Source organism: Chelatococcus asaccharovorans, from assembly GCF_003201475.1.
In the GTDB taxonomy this organism is placed as follows: domain Bacteria; phylum Pseudomonadota; class Alphaproteobacteria; order Rhizobiales; family Beijerinckiaceae; genus Chelatococcus; species Chelatococcus asaccharovorans.
Window position 1 is genome coordinate 270369 of record NZ_QJJK01000012.1, and the last position, 21548, is coordinate 291916.

General features: G+C 65.6%; 20 protein-coding genes. 6 read left to right on the forward strand and 14 right to left on the reverse strand.

The window, feature by feature from the left end; genetic code table 11:
• Window positions 1–18 precede the first annotated feature (18 nt).
• The 12 genes from C7450_RS26330 to C7450_RS26385 all read right to left on the reverse strand — a co-directional run bounded on the left by C7450_RS26330 (window position 19) and on the right by C7450_RS26385 (window position 14825).
• Window positions 19–1317 (reverse strand): ABC transporter substrate-binding protein, encoded by a 1299-nt coding sequence (locus tag C7450_RS26330; protein ID WP_110377441.1) that lies wholly within the window; start codon window positions 1315–1317, stop codon window positions 19–21.
• 73 nt (window positions 1318–1390) lie between these two features.
• The gene (locus C7450_RS26335) at window positions 1391–2224 is read right to left on the reverse strand and encodes a carbohydrate ABC transporter permease (protein ID WP_110377442.1); all 834 of its coding nucleotides are present in this window, start codon (window positions 2222–2224) and stop codon (window positions 1391–1393) included.
• The gene (locus tag C7450_RS26340; protein WP_245450123.1) at window positions 2214–3191 is read right to left on the reverse strand and encodes a carbohydrate ABC transporter permease; all 978 of its coding nucleotides are present in this window, start codon (window positions 3189–3191) and stop codon (window positions 2214–2216) included. Before C7450_RS26340 ends, C7450_RS26335 begins: the two co-directional genes overlap by 11 nt.
• Window positions 3188–4747, reverse strand: a complete 1560-nt coding sequence (locus C7450_RS26345; RefSeq protein WP_110377443.1) for an FGGY-family carbohydrate kinase — start codon at window positions 4745–4747, stop codon at window positions 3188–3190. The genes C7450_RS26340 and C7450_RS26345 overlap by 4 nt, the downstream gene beginning before the upstream one ends.
• The gene (locus C7450_RS26350; RefSeq protein ID WP_110377444.1) at window positions 4744–5877 is read right to left on the reverse strand and encodes an alcohol dehydrogenase catalytic domain-containing protein; all 1134 of its coding nucleotides are present in this window, start codon (window positions 5875–5877) and stop codon (window positions 4744–4746) included. The genes C7450_RS26345 and C7450_RS26350 overlap by 4 nt, the downstream gene beginning before the upstream one ends.
• A gap of 98 nt (window positions 5878–5975) precedes the next feature.
• On the reverse strand, window positions 5976–6896 hold the full coding sequence (locus tag C7450_RS26355; protein ID WP_170147448.1) for an AraC family transcriptional regulator: 921 nt from the start codon (window positions 6894–6896) through the stop codon (window positions 5976–5978).
• A 528-nt stretch (window positions 6897–7424) separates the two neighbouring features.
• Window positions 7425–8552 carry an NAD(P)/FAD-dependent oxidoreductase gene (locus tag C7450_RS26360; RefSeq protein WP_110377446.1) on the reverse strand — a complete coding sequence of 376 codons (1128 nt, stop codon included), beginning with the start codon at window positions 8550–8552 and terminating at the stop codon, window positions 7425–7427.
• Window positions 8549–9958: an FAD/NAD(P)-dependent oxidoreductase gene (locus C7450_RS26365; protein ID WP_110377447.1), complete on the reverse strand. Its 1410-nt coding sequence runs from the start codon at window positions 9956–9958 to the stop codon at window positions 8549–8551. Before C7450_RS26365 ends, C7450_RS26360 begins: the two co-directional genes overlap by 4 nt.
• Complete coding sequence (locus C7450_RS26370) at window positions 9955–10281, reverse strand: (2Fe-2S)-binding protein (protein ID WP_425351261.1); 327 nt, start codon at window positions 10279–10281, stop codon at window positions 9955–9957. Before C7450_RS26370 ends, C7450_RS26365 begins: the two co-directional genes overlap by 4 nt.
• Window positions 10274–11917, reverse strand: a complete 1644-nt coding sequence (locus C7450_RS26375; RefSeq protein ID WP_110377448.1) for a hydantoinase B/oxoprolinase family protein — start codon at window positions 11915–11917, stop codon at window positions 10274–10276. Before C7450_RS26375 ends, C7450_RS26370 begins: the two co-directional genes overlap by 8 nt.
• Window positions 11914–13965: a hydantoinase/oxoprolinase family protein gene (locus tag C7450_RS26380; RefSeq protein ID WP_110377449.1), complete on the reverse strand. Its 2052-nt coding sequence runs from the start codon at window positions 13963–13965 to the stop codon at window positions 11914–11916. The genes C7450_RS26375 and C7450_RS26380 overlap by 4 nt, the downstream gene beginning before the upstream one ends.
• Window positions 13966–14126: 161 nt before the next feature.
• Window positions 14127–14825 (reverse strand): SDR family NAD(P)-dependent oxidoreductase, encoded by a 699-nt coding sequence (locus C7450_RS26385; protein ID WP_245450124.1) that lies wholly within the window; start codon window positions 14823–14825, stop codon window positions 14127–14129.
• Between the two features lie 110 nt (window positions 14826–14935).
• Here C7450_RS26385 and C7450_RS26390 point away from each other — a divergent pair, with 110 nt between their 5' ends.
• The 5 genes from C7450_RS26390 (at window position 14936) to C7450_RS26410 (ending at window position 19598) form a co-directional block, all read left to right on the forward strand.
• On the forward strand, window positions 14936–15706 hold the full coding sequence (locus C7450_RS26390; protein WP_110377450.1) for an IclR family transcriptional regulator: 771 nt from the start codon (window positions 14936–14938) through the stop codon (window positions 15704–15706).
• A gap of 430 nt (window positions 15707–16136) precedes the next feature.
• The gene (locus C7450_RS26395) at window positions 16137–17210 is read left to right on the forward strand and encodes an ABC transporter substrate-binding protein (RefSeq protein WP_110377451.1); all 1074 of its coding nucleotides are present in this window, start codon (window positions 16137–16139) and stop codon (window positions 17208–17210) included.
• Between the two features lie 65 nt (window positions 17211–17275).
• The gene (locus C7450_RS26400; protein ID WP_170147449.1) at window positions 17276–18046 is read left to right on the forward strand and encodes an ABC transporter ATP-binding protein; all 771 of its coding nucleotides are present in this window, start codon (window positions 17276–17278) and stop codon (window positions 18044–18046) included.
• Window positions 18046–18828, forward strand: a complete 783-nt coding sequence (locus C7450_RS26405) for an ABC transporter permease (RefSeq protein ID WP_110377453.1) — start codon at window positions 18046–18048, stop codon at window positions 18826–18828. Before C7450_RS26400 ends, C7450_RS26405 begins: the two co-directional genes overlap by 1 nt.
• Window positions 18825–19598: an ABC transporter permease gene (locus C7450_RS26410; RefSeq protein WP_110377454.1), complete on the forward strand. Its 774-nt coding sequence runs from the start codon at window positions 18825–18827 to the stop codon at window positions 19596–19598. The genes C7450_RS26405 and C7450_RS26410 overlap by 4 nt, the downstream gene beginning before the upstream one ends.
• Here the strand turns inward: C7450_RS26410 and C7450_RS26415 are convergent.
• Entirely contained in the window at window positions 19549–20160 is a 612-nt protein-coding gene (locus C7450_RS26415) for a MarR family winged helix-turn-helix transcriptional regulator (protein WP_110377455.1), read from the reverse strand. The genes C7450_RS26410 and C7450_RS26415 overlap by 50 nt on opposite strands.
• Before the next feature lie 245 nt (window positions 20161–20405).
• On the opposite strand from C7450_RS26415, the gene C7450_RS26420 reads away from it, so the two are divergent.
• Window positions 20406–21452 carry a 2,5-dihydroxypyridine 5,6-dioxygenase NicX family protein gene (locus C7450_RS26420; protein WP_110377487.1) on the forward strand — a complete coding sequence of 349 codons (1047 nt, stop codon included), beginning with the start codon at window positions 20406–20408 and terminating at the stop codon, window positions 21450–21452.
• Here the strand turns inward: C7450_RS26420 and C7450_RS35210 are convergent.
• A partial coding sequence (locus C7450_RS35210; protein WP_146227229.1) for an integrase core domain-containing protein occupies window positions 21449–21548 on the reverse strand: 100 nt, incomplete at its 5' end. The genes C7450_RS26420 and C7450_RS35210 overlap by 4 nt on opposite strands.

Consider the following 21548-nt stretch of genomic DNA (forward strand, 5'->3'; position numbering starts at 1 on the left):
CCGGCGGACTTAAGGGAATCACGACGGCAACAGCGGCCGCACGCGGGTTGCAATGTCGGCGACGGCCGCCTTCACCGGCTTGCGACCGAGCACGGCGAGCTGCACCTCCTCGAGGAAGATGGTCTGGGCGCGCGCTGCCTCCGGGAAGGGCGGGAAGGCCCCGCGTGCATTCTTGAGCACGGCGGCCTCGACCGCGGCGACCGGATTGGCCGCCGCAAAAGCCTTGTCCGCATAGGTCGAGACACGCACCGGCCCGTTGCCGTTGATGGCCATGCCGAGCGTCACGCGCTTGCTTGCCACCTCGCGCAGGAAGCTCCAGGCAAGATCCTTGTCGCCTGCATTATTGGGGATCACCATGCCCCAGGATTCAACGACCGAGGCCATCGGTGTCTTGCCCTTGAGGCCTGCGGAAATCGGGAATTCCACCGCCTTGATCTTGCCGGGGAAGCCCGACTGGTCCTTGTTGTTGAGCTGGGCATTGCGCGCGAACGGCAGCACCGTATAGGCGGCCCGCCCCTGCTGCAGCCAGGTGACCTGGTCATCGTTGCGGGTGGTGGCGTAGCTGCGCGGCAGGGCGCCGGCGTCGAACAGCGCCTTCAAAACCGTAAGCCCCTTTTCCATCGCCTCGGGATCGGGGAGAAGCTTGAAGTCGCTGGTAATGAAATCGCCGCCGTAGGCGCGGGCGAACATCACGGGGAAGACCGCGAGGTCGCTCGCCAGCACCAGCCCGACCACGGGCGTGCCGGATTTGGCGGTGAAGGTCAGTTGCTTGGCCTGATCGACGAGTTCTTCGAGGGTCGTGGCCGGAGCCTTGATGCCTTTTTCTTCCAGCAAAGCTTCGTTGTAGAAGAGGCCCTGGGTCGCATGGCGCACCGGAATGCCGATCAGCTTGCCGCCGACGGTCATCGCCTGCACGAGGCCGGGGGCGATGTCGGAATAATCCTCGATCGGCGCCTTCGCCTGGTATGCGTCGAGCGGCGTGAACAACTTGGCGATATCGGCCGTCGGGCGGTTGTCGATGATATAGCCCACGCCGAAGTCGGTCTTGGGCAGGCTCGCCTCGCGAAACAGCCTGTCCTGCAGGGGATTGGAATCGAAGGTCACCCAGGCAAGATCGGCGTCATTGGCCTTGCGCCAGTTTTCCGTAAGGTCGCCGGTCGCCGGGCCGTTGAGAACCGTCTGATGCACCTTGTGGCTCAGAATATTCAAGGTCTTCGCCGCGGCAAAAGCCGGGCGGCCGGCGAGCATGCCGGCGCCCGCAAGTGTTGTGCCGAGCATCTGCCGGCGTGTCATCGTGAATTTCTGCGTCTTGGTCATTGTGTCCTCCCTTGAAATCGCTGGTCAGTCCCAGTCATTGCGGCCATTCCAGGCCGCTTGTTTTTCAAGACTTTCACCCCTTGGTGGCGCCCGCCGAAAGCCCGGCGACGAGATAGCGATGCATGAAGCCGACGAACAGCAGCACCGGCAGGAGCTGGACGGTCGCCGCCGCGAACAGGATCCCCCAATCCACACCGTCGATGGAGCCGATCATCTCCGAGATGACGAGCGGCGCCGTCTTCGCGCGCGTCGCGGTGAAGACGAAGGCGAACAGAAACTCGTTCCACGCGAAGACCACCACGAACACCGACACGGCGAGGATGCCCGGCGCGACGATGGGCAGGATGATGCTGCGCAGGATGGTGAAGCGCGAGGCGCCGTCGATGAGGGCCGCCTCGTCAAGCTCGCGCGGCACCTGGTCGATGAAGGTGCGCATCAGGAGCGTGCCGAGCGACACGAAGAAGGTCGCATAGAGCAGGATCAGGACGAGATGCGTATCGTTGAGACGGAGCCAGTTGACCACCGGGAACAGCGGCAGCGTGATGGCGATCGGCGGGATCAGGCGCACGACGATGAGAAAGACGGCGCTTGCGCTGAGAAACCGGCCGCTGTGACGGGAATAGATATAGCCCGCTGCGACGCTCGCCACGACGGCCAGCAAGGTTGCCCCGACCGTCACGATGAGGCTGTTCAGGAGCCCGTCGAAGAACACGCCCCATTTGGCGATGAGATCGAGGTAATGGCGAATGGTCGGCTCGAAGACGAACTTGGGCGGCGCGGCGAAAATATCCTTCGCCGGCTTCACCGATGACATCAGGACGAAGGCGATCGGAAACAGCGACCAGATCAGGATCAGGGCCACCGCGACCAGCCGGCCGCCATTGGCGAGGAGGCGTTCAATGCGCATGGGCACCTCCCTGACGGCGCAGGATGAGCACATAGCCGGCTGCGAGCAGGAGCGAGATCAGCACCATGATCCAGGCGGTCGCCGCCGCTGTGCCGAAGGCGTTGAAGCGGAAGGCCTCCTGGTAGAGATAGACCGCGACCACCTCGGTGGAACGGGCGGGCCCGCCTTGCGTCATCAGCCACACCTCCGAGAACAGCCGGAAGGCGAAGATGTAGCGGAAGAGCAAGGCGATCAGCATGGCCGGGCCGAGGAGCGGCAGCGTCACGCGGCGGAAGCTCTGCAGCGTTGTCGCGCCGTCGACCTTCGCCGCCTCATAGAGTTCGCCTGGAATAGCGAGGCGCGCGGCAAACAGAATGACGAAGGTAAAAGGTAGATGCAGCCAGATCGTCAGCAACGCGATGATGATCAGGCCGTGAGAGGGCACATAGGACCATTCGAGGACGGGTAGGTGGAGCGCCCTCAGCGCCATCGTCACCGGCCCGATGTCCGGATCGAACAGAAAGCGCCACATGGCGACAGCGGTCACCTCACTGATCGCATAGGGCGCGAGCACTGCGACCAGCAGGAACCGTCGCCCCGGCAGCCCGCCGGCAAACAGGAGTGCCATGCCGAGCGCCAGTGCTAGTTCGAGATGCACCGCGACGACGACGATGATGCCCGTGTTGATGAGCGCTTCGCGGAATGCGGGATCCGTGAGCACCTTCACATAGTTGGCGAGGCCCACATAGACCGGCGCCTGACCGAAGCTCGACGTATTGAGGCTGAGCCAGCCGACATAGAACGCCGGGATGACGATAATGCTCAGGAGGAGAACATGCACCGGCGCGAGAAACGGGAAGAAGCCGAGGGCGTTCCTGACGCGGTCGCGCAGGCCCGCGAGCCGGGCGGGCGTCTCGCCCGGTTGGGGCTGCGACCTGTTCGCCGCCCGCTCTCTCTCAGTGATGGGATTGGCGTGGATCGCGCTCACGGATGGGGGGCCTCCGCCAGGGCGCGCAACCTGTGCATGCCGTCCTTGAGGGTGGGGTAGAGCGAACGGTAAACCGCGAAGGACGCGTCATAGGCATGGCGTTCCGACGCGCGCGGTTCGGCGCTCACGGTGAGCGTCACCCATCCGTCGGCCGCCTGCTGCGGGCTGACGAGCCCGGCGCCGAGCGCCGCGAGAAGGGCTGCCCCCATGGCGGCCTCCACATTCTCGGCGATGGTCAGCACGCGCCGACCGGTGATGTCGGCAATGATCTGCAGCCATAGTTCGGATTGGGCGGCGCCGCCGACGACGATCAGGTCATCATCGAGGGAGGCGGTATCGCTCGCCTCGATGTTGTGGCGCAGCGCGAAGGCCACGCCCTCGAGGACGGCGCGATAGGCATGGGCGCGGGTATGGTAGAGGCTGAGGCCGACAAAGGCGCCGCTGGCCCGCCCATCCCAGATCGGGCTGCGCTCGCCCATGAGATAGGGCAGGAAGATCAACCCATCGGCGCCCGCCGGCAGCGGGCGGGCAGCCCCATCCAGAACCGCATGCACGTCCTGATCGCTGCGCAGGGCTTCCTCCGCGTCGGCCTTGCAGAACTGTTCGCGGAACCAGGTCTCGGACGCGCCCGCCGCGATCGCACCGCCGAAGACATAGGCGTCGCGGTCGCCATTGAACACGTGGGGCATGCTGACGAGCTTGCTCGCGGGCTCGACCGTCGGCGTGATGTGCCCCCAGCACATGCTGGTGCCGATCATCGCCACATGCTGGCCCCGCCGTGTGGCCCCCGCCGCGAAGGTCGCAACCGCGGCATCGACACCGCCCGCGACCACCGGCGTGCCCGCGGCAAGTCCGAGCTCCGCCGCGACATCAGCCTTGAGGCCGCCGACAACGTCATGGGAATGGACCAGCCGTTCGGGCATCATCGCCGAGGGAATGCCGAGCGACGACAGCATCGCCTCGGACCAGCAGCGCCGGGCGAGATCATAGACCCCACCGATATTGCCGGCCGAGGAATGATCGACGGCGATCTCGCCCGTCAGCGCATGGATGACGAAAGCGTTCGGCGGCAGGAAATATTTGGTGCGTGCCCAGACATCCGGCCTGTTGGCCTTCAGCCACAGGATCTTCGTATAGCCGTAGTAGCTGTCGACATGGTTGCCGGTGATCTCGGCCATCGCGTCCACATCGATCGATTGCCGGACCCAGGCGACCTCGGCTTCGGCCCGCCGATCCATCCAGATCAGGCAGGGATGCAGCGGGTTGATGTCGCCATCGACCGGAATGCCGGAACCGCCATAAAGGCTCGAGATGCAGATGGACCGGATGTCCGCCGCTGCGAGGCCGGGAACTGCCGCCCGCGCACGTTCGACGCTGCCCGCTATGCAGGCGCGCGTCGCCGCGAGCCATATCCCGGCATCCTGCTCCGCCCATAGCGGCCGTGGCGTATCGGGATGATAGCCCTTGCTCATCTGCGCCACGATATGCCCGTTCGCGTCGCAGACGAGCGCCTTGGTGCTCTGGGTGCCGATGTCGATTCCGATGACATAATTCATGGCAGCGTCCGTCCGTTCTCGGGCTGCATCAGCACCTTGATCGAATCGAGCGAGTTCGCGACCCTGATCGCCTCGTCCCATGCCTCAAGCCCGTAGCGGTGGGTCACGATGCCTTGCGAGGTCACGAGCCCACGCGCCAGGAGATCGATGGCGATGGGGTAGCAATAGGGACCGAGATGCGCGCCGCGCACGTCGAGCTCCTTCCGGTCGCCGATGATCGACCAGTCGACGGTCGCCGGCGCACCGAACACGGAGAATTCCACGAAGCGTCCGAGCTTGCGGATCAGCGTCAGCCCTTGCTCGACGCCGCTCGGCGAGCCCGTGGCCTCGATATAGGCGTCGCAGCCATAGCCCCCCGTCAGCCCGCTGACGATCGGCCAGGCGTCCTCCTCGCGCGGGTTGATGACCACGTCCGCGCCGAACCGGCGCGCGAGTTCCAGCCGCTCCGGCACCATGTCGATGACGACGAGCTTTTTCGGCGTCTTCAGCCGGGCGACCTGCACCATCATCAACCCGATCGGCCCGGCACCGGCGATGACCAGCACATCGTCGAGCTGCACATCCGCGCGATTGACGGTGTGGATGGCGCAAGCGAGCGGCTCGATGATGGCCGCGTCGTCGAGCGAGATGCCGTCCGGTATCCTGTGAACGCGGGCTGTCGCCGGAATGCGCATGAATTCCGCCATGCCGCCCTCGGCCACCTCGCGCTGGAAGCCGAAGATGTTATGGACCTCGCACATCCAGTAGTGGCCGGACCGGCAGTAGCGGCAGCGCTCGCACGGCACGATCTGTTCCGCGATGACGCGATCACCCATGGCAACGCCGAAGTGCTCGGCGGCGCCCGCTCCGAGTTCATCGACATAGCCGAAGAATTCGTGTCCCGGAACAACCGGCGCCTTCACCCAGGGATTTTCGCCGCCCCAGAACATCTTGGCGCCGGACCAGCATTTGCAGTCGCTGGCGCAGACCCCGCAGGCGCCGATGCGGATGATCATCTCCCGGTCGCCGGGTCGCGGCCGGGACACATCCTCGACGCGATAATCCTCCGGGCCATGGCAGACGATCGCCCTCATCGTGGTCCGCGCGCGGCTGGAGGTCTCGGCGCGCGCGTGTGCATGCGTAAAAGCCATCGATCGATGCCTCTATCCTGTATCAGTCTGCGGGTGACCTTCCGGCGGCCCTATCACCACCCCGGGTCGACCCCTTCCGCTGGTCGCTCCGCCGCCGTTCAGCCGAGCGCGCCGGAGCGCGCCGGCCTTTGGGGAGCAGGCCCGTCGATAAACCGCGTCGCGTTGTGGCGGTGCAGGCGCCGGAACACGGAGGGCGCCATGCCGCGCAACGCGATGAAATGCCGGTTGAAATTGGACAGATTGTTGAAGCCCACCTCGAAGCAGATGTCGGCCACGCTCTGGTCGCTGCTGCGCAGCAATTCGCAACCGCGATCGATCCGCAGGCGATTGATGTAGCGGACGAAGGTCAGCCCGGTATGCTGCTTGAAGGCCCGCGAGAAGGCCGACGGCGTGAAGCCGCTGAGCTCGGCCAGTTCCGCCTGGCGCAGGTCGCTGCAGAGATTGCGCGCGATATGGTCGAGCACGTGGTTGAGCGGCTCGGCCACATAACTTTCCGGCCGCGCCTGGTAGCTCGCGCTCGCCAGCCGGCGAAACGGCGAGCCGTGCAGCAGGGCAAGCAGGTGAAAGAACTGGCTGATGCGCTCCGGCCCGCTCGCGGCCAGAAGGCTCTCGATGATCGGCCGGGCCGACGCGCCCACGCCCTCCGCGAACTCGATGCCCGACGCGGACGCTGCGAGCATCGGCTCCAGCGAGCGCAATTCCGGCATGGTGACGATGCAGGACTGGATGAACTCATGGGTGAATTGCACCACGAGCCCACGGCGCGCGACAACCTGGCCCTTTTCGATATCGCTGATCCAGTTATGCGGCAGGTTAGGCCCGGTCATCACAAGATTTCCCGGTTCGAACTCACCGATATAGTCGCCGATGAACGAGCGTCCGCAGGTCTCCGTCACAAGATGAATTTCGTATTCAGGATGAAAATGCCAGCGCACTGTGCGGAAGGGATAGCCATGCGCCCAGGCCTTGAATGAGCTCTCCCGCGGCACGTCGACAACCTCGAGATCCGGCGAAGCCACCAATCCAGCCCAATTCTTTCCAGCAGAGTCCTGGCGCGCGGACGGAGCCCGGGCATCGCAGGCACAGGCATCCCCATTGGCTAAAGCATACCCACTCCCGCGCGAGGACTTGTGGTCGCCGGAAGACTTGTTGCCGTGCGAAGACTTGCGCTGCATGCCCGAGCGCAGGGCTCCGTCGAAGTCCAGCGGCACATGGGCGTCCCTCGCGCCGTCGGCACGCCATGCATATTTTTTTGCAGGCAGGCTGCCTCCGCAATTTTCGCACAGGGAAACAACGCGATAGTGGCCGTGTGGATACACGCCAAATCCTCCCGAGCCGTGCATTCTCTTCTTATGCCGTGATTCATCGCATGGGCGGACCAAGGCCCGCAACCACGTTTCGGAAGCGCCGCTGATACTTTTTTGCACGCGCGACGGGCACCGCGCAGGGCGTGCCCGGCTTCAGCTTGGCCAAGCGTATTCCGCGGGAAGGCCAAGGCCGGCGGCGATGAGAGGACGGGCGTCAGCCGCCAGCGTCTCATCGCATCATCACTGGACTGCGGCGAAACGATCGATACGAAAGGCGTCCAGAGGAATGTCGGTGCGGCCGTCGAGGACGAGCTCGGCGAGGATCGACCCGACAGCCGGCCCCAGTTGGAACCCGTGCCCGGAAAAGCCGAAGGCGTGGAACAGGTTGGGTGTCGTCCGGCTCGGGCCGATCACGGGAATATGGTCCGGCATTTCGCCGTCGATGCCCGTCCAGGAGCGGATCACCGTGGCCGAGGCCAGCGCCGGCACGAGCGCGATGGCGAGCCCCATGATAACCCGGCTGGCCTCCGGCAGGGGCCGCGACCAGGGAACTGACGGGTCAGAGATGCCGAAGCCGCCACCGAAGACGATATTGCCGCGCCGGGTCTGGCGCAGATAGACATTGCCACCGACCACGCCGAGATTGGGCACGATGAAATAGGGCATCGGCTCCGAGACAAGCATGTTCGGGTTGAAAGGGGCGATCGGCGCCGACTCGCCGAAGCGTTCCGCGATCGCGCCGCCCCAGAAGCCAGCCGTATTGATCATCACGGGCGCGCGGAAGGCTTCGCCACCCGCTTCGGCCAGAAATTGGTGGCCGTCGTGGTGGATCGCGTCCACCTTCATGAATTCGCGGATGGTCGCGCCGGCGGAGCGGGCCGCATGGGCGATCCCGGGCACGAGCAGACGCGGATTGGCGACCCCGTCCTCGGGCGCGAAGGAGCCCGCGACCACGGTCGGCCCGAGAAACGGATAGGTCTCATGGATTTCGTTGTTGCCCATGAATTGAAGCGGTAGCCCGTGGTCCCGCGCCACATCGAGATAGGCGACGAGGTCCGCCTCCTCCGCGGCATTGCGCGCCAACTTGAGGTGGCCCGTGTTCTCGAATTCCGCGTCGCTGCCGATGAGTTCCGGCAGCCGTCCCCAGATCTCCCGGGAGCGCCGGGCGATCGGCAATTCCGCCGGATGCCGCCCCTGCTGGCGGACACCGCCGTAGTTCACGCCGGAGGCCTGGCCGCCGATCTGGCCGCGCTCGAGCAGGATCACCCTGGTCCCACGCAGCGCCAGGTGAAGCGCCGCCGAGGTGCCGGCGCCGCCGCCGCCGACGATCAGCACATCGGTTTCATGGGGTGCGGCGGATACGCTCATGATGCCTTTGCCTCGGGAACCAGCGCCGCATCGGCGCGTATCGGAATGGGCTTCACGGGTGCCTGGCCGCGCAGGCGGCCCACCTCCGGCAAGGGAGAGCCGAGCGCCGCCGCGAGGATCTCTGCCGCCGCGGGTCCGCAGACGCGGCCCTGGCAGCGGCCCATGCCGACGCGCGTGAAGGCCTTGGCGCGGTTGACCTCCGGGGCCGCCAACCGGACCTCTTCGCGGGCGGCGGCGCGAAGCTCCCCGGCGGTGATCCGCTCGCAGCGGCAGAGCACGGTCTCGTCGGCGATGCCGGCCGCAAGCGCGACCGGGAACGGGCCGGCCCGCTCCACAGCCCGCCGGAAGCGGTCTTCGCGCGCCAGGGCGCGGTCGATGCGGGCGATCTCAGTCTTGTCGACGGCGATGCCGATATCTTCGACGAGCGACCAGGCCGCGCGCGCGCCGGCCAGTTCCGCCACGTCGGCGCCGCCGATGCGGACACCGTCGCCGGCCATGTAGACCGTTCCGAGCGGTGTGCGGCCGGCGGCATCCACCTCCGGCAGCCAGCCGCGCTGGCGCTCGCTATAGGCGAAAGGCACGCCGGCGAGATCGGCAAGCTGGGTCTCCGGCTTGAGCCCCCAGCCGAGGGCGACGGCGTCGCAGGCCGTCGCCCGGTCGGCGCCGCTCGCATCGCGCCACGTGAGCGCGGTCACGCCGCCCTCTCCATTGATGGTACGCGGCATCGCGCCTTCAACCAGGCGGACGCCGTGGCTCTTCAGCCAGCCGTAGTAGTAAATGCCCTTGGCGAATGTCTTTGGCGCGTTCATCAGGCCGAGCGTCGCCGACGCCTTGTCGGCGAAGGTGGCCGTATCGAGGACGAGCGCAACCGTCGCGCCGGCCTTGGCATATTGATAGGCGACAAGGAAGAGCAGCGGCCCGGTGCCGACGAAGGCCACGCGCTGGCCGATGCCAACGCCTTGCGCCTTGAGCGCCACCTGCGCGCCGCCGAGCGTCGTGACACCCGGAAGCGTCCAGCCGGGTAGCGGAATGACCCGGTCCATGGCGCCGGTCGCAAGGATCAGGCGGTCATAGGCCAGCCGGTCGTAGTCACCGTCGCGCATGAGATCGAGCGCGCCCTGCCCGATGTTCCACACGAGGGCCCCGGGCCGGTAGTCGATAGCCCCGGCAAGGCGGTCGAAGGCGCCATGCACGGCCCGCGCCTTCTTCGCCTCGAAGCCGTACAGCATCTCCGGGGAGCGGGAGAAACCAGGGGGCTGGCGCTGGTAGATGCGCCCCCCATTGGCGGCGGCCTCGTCGATCACCACGGGCCGCAGTCCGGCGGCAACGAGAACCTCCGCGGCGCGCGTGCCGGCCGGCCCTGCGCCGACGATGGCGATCCGCGGCTTGTCGCTATCCCCGCTCATGTGCGGATCACCTTCATGCCGTCCTCAACCGGCGTGGAGCAGGCGCGCAGGCGCCCCCTGCCCTCAACGGTGACCCAGCAGTCCTGGCATGCGCCCATCCAGCAGAAGCCGGCGCGTGGGCCATCGCCGAATTCACTCGTCCGGACGAAGCCGTCCGCGGCGAGGATCGCCACGAGGAGCGTGTCGCCGGCGAGCGCCTCGGCCTTCAAACCGTCCAGCGTGAAGGTGACCGGCGGGCGGCCGGTCTCGGCCAGGCGGACGATCCGCATGGCCTTGCCGTTCCCGCCGCCACCGGCCGTCTTCAGCGCCGCGCTCTCAACCATAGAGAGCCTCCGCCGCCTCGGCCGAGATGGTGCCGTCCGCCACGTCGCGGGCAACAGCTTCGCGCGCGCGCTCCGCCGCCGGACCGTAGCCGCCGCCGCCCGGCGTCTGGATGGTGACGATCTGTCCGCGGTCGAGCGCACCCTGCCCCAGAACGAGAGGCTTCGCGTCCGCGCCGAGGTCGAGCTGCGAACCGGTCGCCTTTTCACCGCCGAAGAGCCCCCAGGGCTGTGACCGGATGCGCGAGGTATCGAACTCGAACCGGCAATCGGCCTCGGCGCGGTAGACGCGGCGCAGCCCGAGGCCGCCGCGATAGCGTCCGGCACCGCCCGACCCTTCCGCGAGTTCATAGCGCAGCACTGTCAGCGGATATTCCACCTCCAGCGCCTCGACGGGCAGGTTCGATGTATTGGTCATGTGGACATGGACGCCGTCGAGCCCGTCCTTGTTGGGCCGCGCACCGAAGCCGCCGCCGATGGTCTCGATATAGATCCACGGATCGCCGCTCGTGGGCTGCACGCCGCTGAAACAGGCCATCATCACGGTGCCGCAGCTGGCGGCCGTCACCCGTTCCGGCACGGCCTTGGCGAGAGCCCCATGCACGAGATCGACGACGCGCTGGCTCGGCCCGATGCGGTTGAACACTGCGGCCGGTGCCCTGGCATTGACAACCGTACCGGCCGGCGCCGTCACCGTCAGCGCGCGCGCAAGGCCGGCGTTCGGCAGGATGGTCGGGTCAACGACGGTCTTCACGGCGTAATAGACCGTGGACAGAAGCGCCGTATAGGTCATGTTGAAGCCGGCACGCATCTGCGGCGGGGCCTCGAAATGGAGACGCATCGCGTCGCCTTCGACAGTCACCGAAATCGAGAGTGGCACTTCACCATCGAATTCGGGATTGTCATAGACATCTGCGAAAGTATAGGTGCCGTCCGGAATGGTCACGATACCCGCGCGCATCTTGCGCTCTGCATAGTCCATCAGGGCGTTGCCTGCCGACAGCACGACATCCCGGCCGTATTTCGCGCAGAGCGCCTGCATGCGCTGCACGCCGAGGCGGTTGGCCGCCATCTGCGCGCGCAGGTCCGACAGTCGCTCGCGCGGCACCTGGCAGTTGAGCAGGATGAGATCCTGCACATCCTTCTGCAGCTCACCGGCGCGATAGAGCCGGATGGGCGGGATGCGGATACCCTCCTGGTAGATATGCGCGTGGCCGCGGTCCGCGAAGTCGGAATGGTGGGCGGTGTTGATGGCCCAGGCCACGATCTCCGTCTCGAAGAAGATCGGCTCGGCCAGCACGATATCCGGCAGATGGGTGCCGCCGCCCTCATAGGCGTCGTTGCCGATGAAGACGTCGCCCGGCGCAATCTCCGCCGCGGGAAACCGCTTGGTGATCAGCGGGATCATCGCGAGGAACGAGCCGAGATGCATCGGGATATGCTCGGCCTGGCACAAGGTCTCGCCGGTGGTCGTAAAGAGCGCCGTCGAGCAGTCGCGGCGCTCCTTGATGTTGGTGGAATAGCTGGCGCGGACGAGCGCCTCGCCCATTTCTTCGACGATGGAGGAGAGCGCGCTGCCGATGACCTCGACGGAGATCGGATCGACCGTCACGGGCGGGCGGGGAGCGAGCTGGTTCATGCGTCTTCCAGGATCAGGTTGAGATAAGCGTCCACATGGGCGGTCATGCCGGGCAGGATGACGGTGGTCGTGTCCATCTGCTCGACGATGGCCGGCCCCGCGATGCGGTTGCCCGTGGCGAGCGCTTCGCGGGAATAGACCGGGCACGAGACGAAGCCGCCCGCCTCCGGCATCCACACCTCGCGTGCGCCGATGCGCGCCGAGGACGCATCCGCGCCCTGGTCGGTCATCGGCTCGAAGCGGGCCTTGCGCACCAGCCCGGCGGCCTCGACGCGGAAGGTGACGAGCTGAACGGTCTCGCCTTCCGCGATGAAGCCGTACATGCGCTTGTGCGCCGCCTCGAAACCGGCGACCAGCGCATCAAGCGTCGCCTTGGTGACCGGCCCGTCCGGCAGCGGGACCGAGAGCTCGTAGTTCTGGCCCTGGTAGCGCATGTCGACGGTGCGCGTGAGGCGCCGCGAGGCCGGCAGAATGCCTTCATTGTCGAGCCAGCGGCCGGCGTCCCTGATGAGGCCGGCGAAAGCCTCCTCGATGGCAGGCAGGATATCCGCCTTCATCACCATGAGGCGCGTCGTCGCGAAATCGGCGCGCAGATCCGTGAGAAGCAGCCCCATCGCACAGAGGATGCCGGGATAACGGGGCACGAGAATGCGCTGCATGTCGAGTTCGCGGGCGAGCCGCGCGGCATGCAACGGCCCCGCGCCACCGAAGGCCGCGAGCGCATAGTCGCGGGGGTCGTGGCCACGCTGCACGGAGATGACGCGGATGGCGCGCGCCATATTCGCCGTCACCACCGCGATGATGCCTTGCGCGGTGGCCATGACATCGAGGCCGAGCTTCTCGGCCAGACGCCCGATCGCCGCCTTCGACAGATCCTGGCGGATGGCCATGCGGCCGGCCAGCAAATGCGTCGGGTTCAGGGTTTGCAGGACGACATTGGCATCCGTCACCGCAGGCTCCGTCGAGCCCTTGTCGTAACAGACCGGGCCTGGGAAAGCCCCGCAGCTCTGCGGGCCGACCTTGAGGAGCCCGCCGCTATCGATATGGGCGATCGAGCCCCCGCCGGCGCCGACCGTGTGAATATCGAGCATCGGCGCCTTGATGGGATAGCCGTGGACGATCGCCTCGCTGGTCAGGCGACACTGGCCGTCGTGCAGCAGGGCGACATCGCTCGAGGTGCCGCCCATGTCGAAGGTGATGATACGGTCCATGCCCGTCATCTGGCCGATGGCCTGGGCGGCGACCACGCCCGTGGACGGCCCGGAGAGAACCGTGCGCACGGGCAACCGGGCCGCCTGCTCGAAGCCGATGACGCCGCCGTTCGACTGCGTCAGCTGCGGCGCGACCTTCAGGCCGAGTGCTTTCAGCCGGCCCGCCAGACGATGAATGTAGGTCTCCATGACCGGGCCGAGATAGGCATTCACCACGGCGGTCGACATGCGCTCGTATTCGCGGAATTCCGGCGCGACTTCATGGCCGGCGGTCAGGAATACATCCGGCAATTCTTCCCTAAGGATCTCCAGAACACGCTTCTCGTGCTCGGGGCGCACAAAGCCGTAGAGAAAGGAGACGGCGACCGCCGCAACGCCTGTTTCCTTCAGGGCCCGGGCAGCCTCGCGGACGGCCGTCTCGTCGAGCGCCGTCTCGATCCGTCCGTCATGGCGGACGCGCTCGGGAACCTCGAGGCGTAGCGAGCGCGCGACCAGGACTTCCGGCTTGTCGGCCTGAAGGTCATAAAGATCCGGCCGCTTCTGGCGCCCGATCTCGAGAAGGTCGCGAAAGCCCTCGGTCGTCACCAAGCCGGTCTTCACGCCTTTGTGCTGGATCAGCGCATTGGTGCCAACCGTCGTGCCATGACCAAGATAGGCAATGTCGCCCGCGGCGATCCCGATGTTCTCGATACCCTGCTGCACACCCTCGGCGATGCCGCGGGAGGGGTCGTCCGGCGTGGATGACACCTTCCAGACCACGACCTCGCCACTGGCGTCCTCGAACATGCAGACGTCGGTGAATGTCCCGCCTGAATCGACGCCAATTCTCCAGACCATGGCCTTGTTACTCCTGGGATAAAAACCTCGGCAGCGCCGTGCGGCCTGCGCCTTGGACAGAAGCGGGACGATGCACCGGCGTGCAACGCAGAGGACGGCCGCCGTCTGATGTCGGCGGATGTATTGCGAGCGCCTCCGCTTCGCCGTTGGCGGTCATAGGCCTACAGCATGGTCTCATAGCGACAGTTGACCAGTAATTCGGCGACGGCCGCCGTATTCGGGAGCGTGACGACCGTTCCGACAAGCCGAGCGAGATCCTCCACCTGGATCATGTCGTCCTGGCCGACGGACGGCACATCCGCGGTCATCTCCGTGCGGACATAGCCGGGACACAGAGCGACAGCGCGAATGCCATGCTCCCAGCCGGCGCGGCAAATGGCATGGCTCAGGGCCATCACCGCATGTTTCGACATCTGATAGCCGACGTTGAGCCCCATCACACGCTTGCCGGACAGGGAGGCAACCGTGACGACGCGGCCCCGGCCGCTCGCCTTCAAAGCCGGGAAGGCCGCGCGCGCGAGGCGGAACGGCGCCTTCACATTAATAGCGAGAAGCGCATCGAGCATGGCGTCCTCGGCCGCCTCGTCCTCAGCCTCGAGGCCCACATGGCCGAGGATCCCGGCGTTAAGAACGAGTGCGTCGAGACCGCCGAACCGCGCGACGACGGCATCGACAAGGGCGTTCTCCCCGCCTTTCTCAGCATCATAAGCGAAGACGGCCGTGTCTTCGCCGACGAGGTCCTCGGGCACGCGGGATGGATCGCGCAGGGCGAGGGCAAGAGAGAAGCCGTGCCGGCGCAGTTCGAGCGCGATAGCGCGGCCGATCCCACGGGAAGCCCCCGTGATCAGGGCAATACTCACGTCACATCCTCTCGGGAGTTTCCAGAAAGAGACCAGAGAGCGCCAGGACCGTCAAGATGATTTCAATTATCAGAACTTGACCGCACATATTATTCCGATTATCGGAAGATATGGCCGACAAGACAATCTCTGAAACCGTCGAGAAAGCGTTGATCCTCCTGTCGCATCTCGCGGAGGGTGGCCACGACGGCTTGAGCCTGGGCGAGGCGGCCGAGCGGGCCGGCATCAGCAAGCCCACGGCCCACCGCCTGCTCAACACCCTCGTGCAGCAAGCCTTCGCCGAGCGTCCCCCCTATTCCCGCAACTATCGGCTGGGGCCTGCCATCAGTGCACTCGCGCGGGTCGGCATAGCAACCGATCTCCATGGCGAACGCTGGCGCACATGCCTTGCCGAGATTTCCGCCGCGACCGAGGCGGCGGCCTTTCTGTTCGTGCGGGCGGGCGACGAGGCGCTGTGCGTCGAGGCGGATTTCGGTGCCTTCCTGCTGCCGACCCTCTCCTCCGGCATCGGCGGCCGTGTGCCGCTCGGCCTCGGGCCTGGGAGCCTCGCCATCCTCGCCGGCCTCGCCGAGAGCGAGGCGGACGCGATCCTCGCCCGCAACGCCCCGCGTCTGCGCCTCACTGAAACCCGCACGCTCGAGACCCTGTCCGCCCAAGTCCGCGCGGCCCGCTGCAATGGCTATGCCTTCGACCCCGGCGAGATCCTGGCGGAGGTGCGCGGCGTGGCCATCGGCGTTGTCCACCACGGCAATCCCCTGCCGATGGCGGTCTCGACGGCGAGCCTTGCCTCCCGTCTGCCGGAGGAGCGCGTTGCCGACACGTGCAAGCTGATGCGCAAGGCCGTCGCAAAAGCACTCGGTGCACCGTCGCAGCCACTCTAGCGGTTTGTTTCGACGCTTGAACCCTGGGCGATATGCGGCGACCTGCGCATCACCCCGCGCGCCGCTCTGCTTCCTTGGCGCGCCATGACCGTGGCCGCGCATTTTGGGCTCGGCGATGGCTCCACCCCCACGCGGGCTGGCGGGCGAGACATCCCGCCATAACGCAGGCGATTGATAACTAACTGTTTTAAAATATATTTTCTGTCGCCAGCGCGAAGCGATCGGTGGCCGCCATGGCGGAACGGCCCTCCCCCCTGTGGGCCCATTTGCTACTCTGCCACACGAAAGAGCAGGGCCGGCGTCATTTTAAGCTCAAAACAAATGAAATTTCATGCATAATCCAGATCGACGGGATTTGCCCCCATAGGCAAGCCGGCGGAAAGAGGCGATGATCGCCCGCCAGAGGGGATAGAAGGGAGCGTGGATCGACATGATCAGGTTTCGGCAGAAACAGCGCAGCTTTACATTCGAGCGCGGCTTTAGGTTGGAGCGCGGCCTGGCGTTGGCATTCGCCATCGCGGCGTCGACGGCGGGGCTCACGGCGGCCAGCGCGCAGACCATTCCGACCATTCGCGTCGGCTGGACCGTTCCGGCGGAGGACGCGAAATACTGGATGATGAAGCGCCCGCAGGAATTTCCCAATCTCGGCAAGAAGTATAACGTCGAATGGGTGCAGTTCCAGGGTACGGCGCAGATGGTGCAGGCCATGGCCGCCGGCGCGCTCGACTGCTCGACCCAGGGCGTGCTGTCGCTGGCGCAGGGGGCCGCTTCGGCGGGCCTGCAGACCTATATCGTCGCCCAGCATGTCGGCGAGAAAGCACCCGAAAGCTTTTCCGTGTATTGGGCCGTGAAAGACGACAGCCCGATCAAATCCGTGAAGGATTTCAAGGGCAAGACCATCGGCCTCAATGTCCTCGGCACGGGCATCTGGGGACCGCTCGCCATCGCGCTGAAGAAGAACGGCATCGATCCGGACAAGGACGTCAAGCTGGTGGAGGCGGCCTTCCCGACCCAGGAGGATGCCATCCGGACCGGCCGTCTCGACGTCGGCGTTCTCAACCAGCCCTTCGCCGCGCGCGCGGAAGCCAAGGGCGGGCTGCGCAAGGTCTTTGCCATCTCCGAGGAAATCCCGGACATCGTCCATATTCTCGAGGCCTGCAGCAAGACATTCGTGGACAAGAATCCCGAGCTCGCGGCCCTCTACGTGCAGGATCTCACCGCGGGCATGGGTAAGGCGCTCGCCAACCGTGACGAGACCTTGAAGATCGTCACGGAAATCTTCAAGGCGCCGGTCGCGGTCTTCGATCCCTTCTACTTCAAGACGCGTGCGTCGAGCGATGCACCGCTCGGTTCGGCTGACTTCGCACGGGATCCTGGAGCCGCGGCGAACTACGATGGCATCCAGAAGATGTTCAAGCTTTACTATGATGTCGGCATGCTGCCGAAACAGCTCGACGTGAAGGATTTCAAACACGCGAAGATTTTTGCCCCTCTCAAACCATGAGCCAGGCAGAACTCACGTCACCACGGATCGCGGCCGAGGAACGAAACGCGTTGCGTCAATCCAGCATGATTTCCATCGAGCGCGTATCGAAATACTTCGATACGCGCCGCGACAAGCGTCATCTTGCCCTGAGCGAGATCACGCTGCCGGTCACCCGCGGCGAATTCGTTTCGATCCTCGGGCCATCGGGCTGTGGCAAATCCACGCTTCTTTATATCGTCGGCGGCTTCGTGCAGCCGTCGTCGGGCCAGGTGCTGGTCAACGACCGTCCCGTCGAGGGACCAGGACCGGATCGCGGCCCGGTTTTCCAGGAGTTCGCGCTCTTCCCCTGGAAGACGGTTCTCGGCAATGTGACCTATGGGCTCGACCAGCGCGGCGTGCCCAAGGCGGAAGCGGTCGCACGGGCGCGGGCGCTGCTCGCCATGGTCAGCCTGTCCGGTTACGAGAACTTCTACCCCAAGGAATTGTCGGGCGGCATGAAGCAGCGCGTGGCGATCGCGCGCACGCTCGCCTACAAGCCCAATATCCTGCTCATGGACGAGCCTTTCGGCGCGCTCGATGCGCAGACACGGACCCGTCTGCAGAACGACCTTCTGAAGATCTGGGACGAGGACCGCAAGACGGTGCTGTTCGTGACCCACAGCGTCGAGGAGGCCGTCTTTTTGTCGGACCGTGTCGTGATGATGTCGCGGTCTCCGGGCCGCATCCAGGATATCATCGACATCGATCTGCCGCGGCCCCGCGATCGCGCCTCGCTGCTCCTCGACCGGCGCTACCAGGACTATGTCGTCAATATCGAGCGTATGATGGATGCGCAGACCGGGGATCATTCCTGATGGTGCTGCGCCGATTTCTGCCAGCGCTGCCGCCGCTGCTGGCCTTTGCCGGCATTCTGGCTATCTGGGAACTGCTGTCGCTCTACTTCGGCCTTGACGGCTTGCCCCCGCCGTCGGTCGCGCTGCGGCAGGTGCCGGTGATCCTCACCGACCCGCAATCGCTGTTCGATATCGTCGATTCCCTGCGGCGCATGGCCATCGGCATCGTGCTGGCGCTCGTCTTCGCCATTCCCGTCGGTCTGTGGATGGGCCGCAGCCGCTTCGCCGCGGCCTTCTTCAATCCGCTCCTGTCCGTCATCTATCCCGTCCCGAAAGCCGCTTTGATGCCCATCATCATGCTATGGCTCGGCGTCGGTGATGCTTCAAAGATCCTCGTCATCTTCCTCGGCGTCACGCTGCCCTTGATCTATCACAGCTATCAGGGCAGCCGCGCGGTCGAGGAAAAGCTGCTCTGGTCGGCCGCCGCCATGGGCATGCAGCCTCCCGCGCGGCTCGCGCGCATCGTTCTGCCCGCAGCCCTGCCGGAAATCCTCGTCGGGTGCCGCACGGCGCTCGTGCTTGGCCTGATCACCATGGTGACGAGCGAGATGATCGCGCGCCAGACCGGTATCGGCAATCTCGTGTTCCAGTCCCTGGAAATGGGCATCTATGACACGGTCTATGCGATGATCGTCATCATCGGCGCACTCGGCTTCATCCTCGACGTGCTGTTCGAGCGGCTGCGCGGCTGGCTGGTCGGCTGGGCGGAACCCGCGCAATCGATCATCGTGGGTTCCACATGAACACGCGCTCTTCGACCCTCGCCTACGGATTGCTGGGCGCCCTTCCCATCGTCGGGCTTCTTGCCCTCTGGCAGGCCATCCATCTCTCCGGGATAGCCCCGCCGGCGCTGCTGCCTTCACCTGCCGCCGTCTTCCTGCGGTTCTTCCAGCAGCTCGGCGATGCGAGCTTCCTCCAGAATGTCGGCGTGACCCTCTACCGGCTGTTCGTCGGCTTCTTCGTCGCGGCGGTCGTCGGCATCGCCGCCGGGGTGGTGGCGACCGGCAGCAAGCTGTTCGCGAGTTTTCTGCTGCCGCTCGTGCGGGTGCTCGCACCCGTGCCGAAGATCGCACTCTACCCGGCTTTCACGCTCACGCTCGGCTACGATGACGCCTCGAAGATCGCGCTCGTCATCGCCGATGCGCTCTTCCCCATCCTGCTCGCGACCTACCAGGGCACCTCGGCCGTCGAGCCCAAGCTCGCCTGGTCGGCGCGAGCGGCCGGCGTGTCGCCGCTGCGCACGCTGTTCACCGTGGTGTTGCCGGCCGCGCTTCCCTCCGTGATGACCGGCTGCCGCATCGGATTGGTTATCTCCTGCATCGTGGTGTTCCTGGCGGAGATGATCACATCGACCAACGGTCTCGGCCACCTCCTGATGCGCGCGGCGCGCAACTTTCAGACGGTCGACATGTTCGTGCCGCTGATCGCGATCTCGATCCTCGGCCTCCTGCTCAACAGCGCCTTCAACGCCTTGCGGCGTCATCTCCTGCGCGGCTTCCCCGAGGAGAAGTAGAGGCTTTCTCGCCGGCGACCCGGTCGCCAAAAGCCTTGTCGCCAAGCGCGTTCGGCACCTCGCGGATCAACAGGTCGAGCGCCCGGACGATGATCGCCCGTTCCTCCAGGGTCAGCGGCGCGAGCATGGCGGTTTCATGCTCCTTGGCGGCCTTCAACATGGGCACGGCGCGCGCGCGGCCTTCGGCGGTGAGATGAATCAGCACACGGCGCCGGTCGCGGGTGTCGGCACGGCGCTCGACCAGCCCCTGGCGCTCCATGCGGTCGAGGATCTTCGTCATGCGCGATTGGCCCATGATCGCCATGGCCGCGAGGTCGCCGACGCCGAGCCCCTCGGCCCCCGTCAGGCAGGCGAGCACCCGATATTCCGGAACCGAGAGCTTCCAGGTCTTGAGCTTCTGGTGAAATCCGCTTGCAACGACATGGCTGGCGCGAGCAAGCAGATAAGACAGGTAGGTCGAGGCAAAGCTGCCGCTCGGCTGTTCCACCGCGAGCGATGCGATCGTGATCTTCTCCGGCGCGTCCTGCATGCGTTCCACCCGATCACCTTCTGTACGGCTCATTCCTTTTCATATAACCTTCCACGAGCATGGCGTTTGCGGGGGAGGTTGTCCATCGTCTCGGGAAGACGGCCTGGGCGGGGGGCGCAAAGCTCCCAGTTCAAGCCTGACGCGAAACGTTGTTCTGACCATGCTCTAAAGCAATGCTGGCAGATATGTAACTGATTCGACGAGAACGACGGTCAGATCAAATAGTGAAGGCCGGCCCTCCGCCAAAATTGAGTGTATCGCGCGCCGAGGACATGATGATGCTTGCGGATCGGATCGAAGGAAAATGGATCGACGCCTTCACGGAGGTGATCGGCCGCTGCGGCGTAAAGCCGGGTGACACGGCCGCCATCCTGTCGGAAACGCAGTCGCGGGCCTTGAACGTGCATCTTGCCGAGCTCGCCCTTCTGCGCCTCGGCGCCAGACCGTTTCACATCATGCTGCCGACGCCGCGCAATCCCCATCCCGTGCCCCTGCGCTCGACCGGCGCCAGCACGGCGATCGCCGGACTTGAACCGGTGATCACCGCCCTGTCGCAGGCCGGCTTCATCGTCGACTGCACGGTGGAGGGACCTATGCATGCGCCGGAGACGCCGGCGATCCTGAAATCCGGGGCGCGCATCCTGTCGATTTCCAACGAACATCCGGAAGCGCTCGAGCGCATGCGCCCCGATCCCCGGCTGGAGCAGCAAGTGCGCGCCGCGGCGCGCCTGGCGCGGGCCAGCCGGCGCATGACGGTGACGTCGGCGGCAGGCACGGACCTCACCATCGACATGGGCGGCGCCTCCACCGTCGGCGTCTGGGGTTGGACCGAAAAACCCGGCACGCTGGCGCATTGGCCCGGCGGCATAGTCGTCAGCTTTCCCGCGAAGGGCACCGTGAATGGAACGCTGGTGCTCGACCGCGGCGATATCAACCTGACGTTCAAGCGCTATCTGGAGACCCCGATCCGGCTCACGCTTGTGGACGACTACATCACCGATATCGCCGGTGAAGGCACCGACGCCACCCTGATGCGCCGCTATCTCGAAGCCTGGGGTGACCGCGAAGCCTATGCGGTCTCGCATGTGGGCTGGGGCATGAATCCCGGCGCCCGTTACGAGGCGCTGACCATGTATGATCAGCGTGACACCAACGGTACGGAGCTGCGCGCCGTCCCCGGAAACTTCCTGTTTTCCACCGGCGCCAATGAATTCGCCGGCCGCTTCACGGCGGGGCATTTCGACATCCCGGTGATGAACACCACCATCACCCTTGATGGAACCGTCGTCGTGAAGGACGGCGCGCTACAGGACGTGTTCGGCTAGATGTCGTTTCCAAGAAGGTTGTTCAGCCTCTGGAATGGCGGGATGCCGTTGAGGGCCGAGTGGGGTCGTCGGGTGTTGTAGGCGTCGATCCAGGAG

Coding starts and splice junctions, on each gene's coding strand:
- C7450_RS26330 (WP_110377441.1), bottom strand. CDS start 1,317: ATGACCAAGACGCAGAAATTCACGATGACACGCCGGCAGATGCTCGGC.
- C7450_RS26335 (WP_110377442.1), bottom strand. CDS start 2,224: ATGCGCATTGAACGCCTCCTCGCCAATGGCGGCCGGCTGGTCGCGGTG.
- C7450_RS26345 (WP_110377443.1), bottom strand. CDS start 4,747: ATGAATTATGTCATCGGAATCGACATCGGCACCCAGAGCACCAAGGCG.
- C7450_RS26350 (WP_110377444.1), bottom strand. CDS start 5,877: ATGGCTTTTACGCATGCACACGCGCGCGCCGAGACCTCCAGCCGCGCG.
- C7450_RS26360 (WP_110377446.1), bottom strand. CDS start 8,552: ATGAGCGTATCCGCCGCACCCCATGAAACCGATGTGCTGATCGTCGGC.
- C7450_RS26365 (WP_110377447.1), bottom strand. CDS start 9,958: ATGAGCGGGGATAGCGACAAGCCGCGGATCGCCATCGTCGGCGCAGGG.
- C7450_RS26370 (WP_425351261.1), bottom strand. CDS start 10,281: ATGGTTGAGAGCGCGGCGCTGAAGACGGCCGGTGGCGGCGGGAACGGC.
- C7450_RS26375 (WP_110377448.1), bottom strand. CDS start 11,917: ATGAACCAGCTCGCTCCCCGCCCGCCCGTGACGGTCGATCCGATCTCC.
- C7450_RS26380 (WP_110377449.1), bottom strand. CDS start 13,965: ATGGTCTGGAGAATTGGCGTCGATTCAGGCGGGACATTCACCGACGTC.
- C7450_RS26390 (WP_110377450.1), top strand. CDS start 14,936: ATGGCCGACAAGACAATCTCTGAAACCGTCGAGAAAGCGTTGATCCTC.
- C7450_RS26395 (WP_110377451.1), top strand. CDS start 16,137: ATGATCAGGTTTCGGCAGAAACAGCGCAGCTTTACATTCGAGCGCGGC.
- C7450_RS26400 (WP_170147449.1), top strand. CDS start 17,276: ATGATTTCCATCGAGCGCGTATCGAAATACTTCGATACGCGCCGCGAC.
- C7450_RS26405 (WP_110377453.1), top strand. CDS start 18,046: ATGGTGCTGCGCCGATTTCTGCCAGCGCTGCCGCCGCTGCTGGCCTTT.
- C7450_RS26410 (WP_110377454.1), top strand. CDS start 18,825: ATGAACACGCGCTCTTCGACCCTCGCCTACGGATTGCTGGGCGCCCTT.
- C7450_RS26415 (WP_110377455.1), bottom strand. CDS start 20,160: ATGAGCCGTACAGAAGGTGATCGGGTGGAACGCATGCAGGACGCGCCG.
- C7450_RS26420 (WP_110377487.1), top strand. CDS start 20,406: ATGCTTGCGGATCGGATCGAAGGAAAATGGATCGACGCCTTCACGGAG.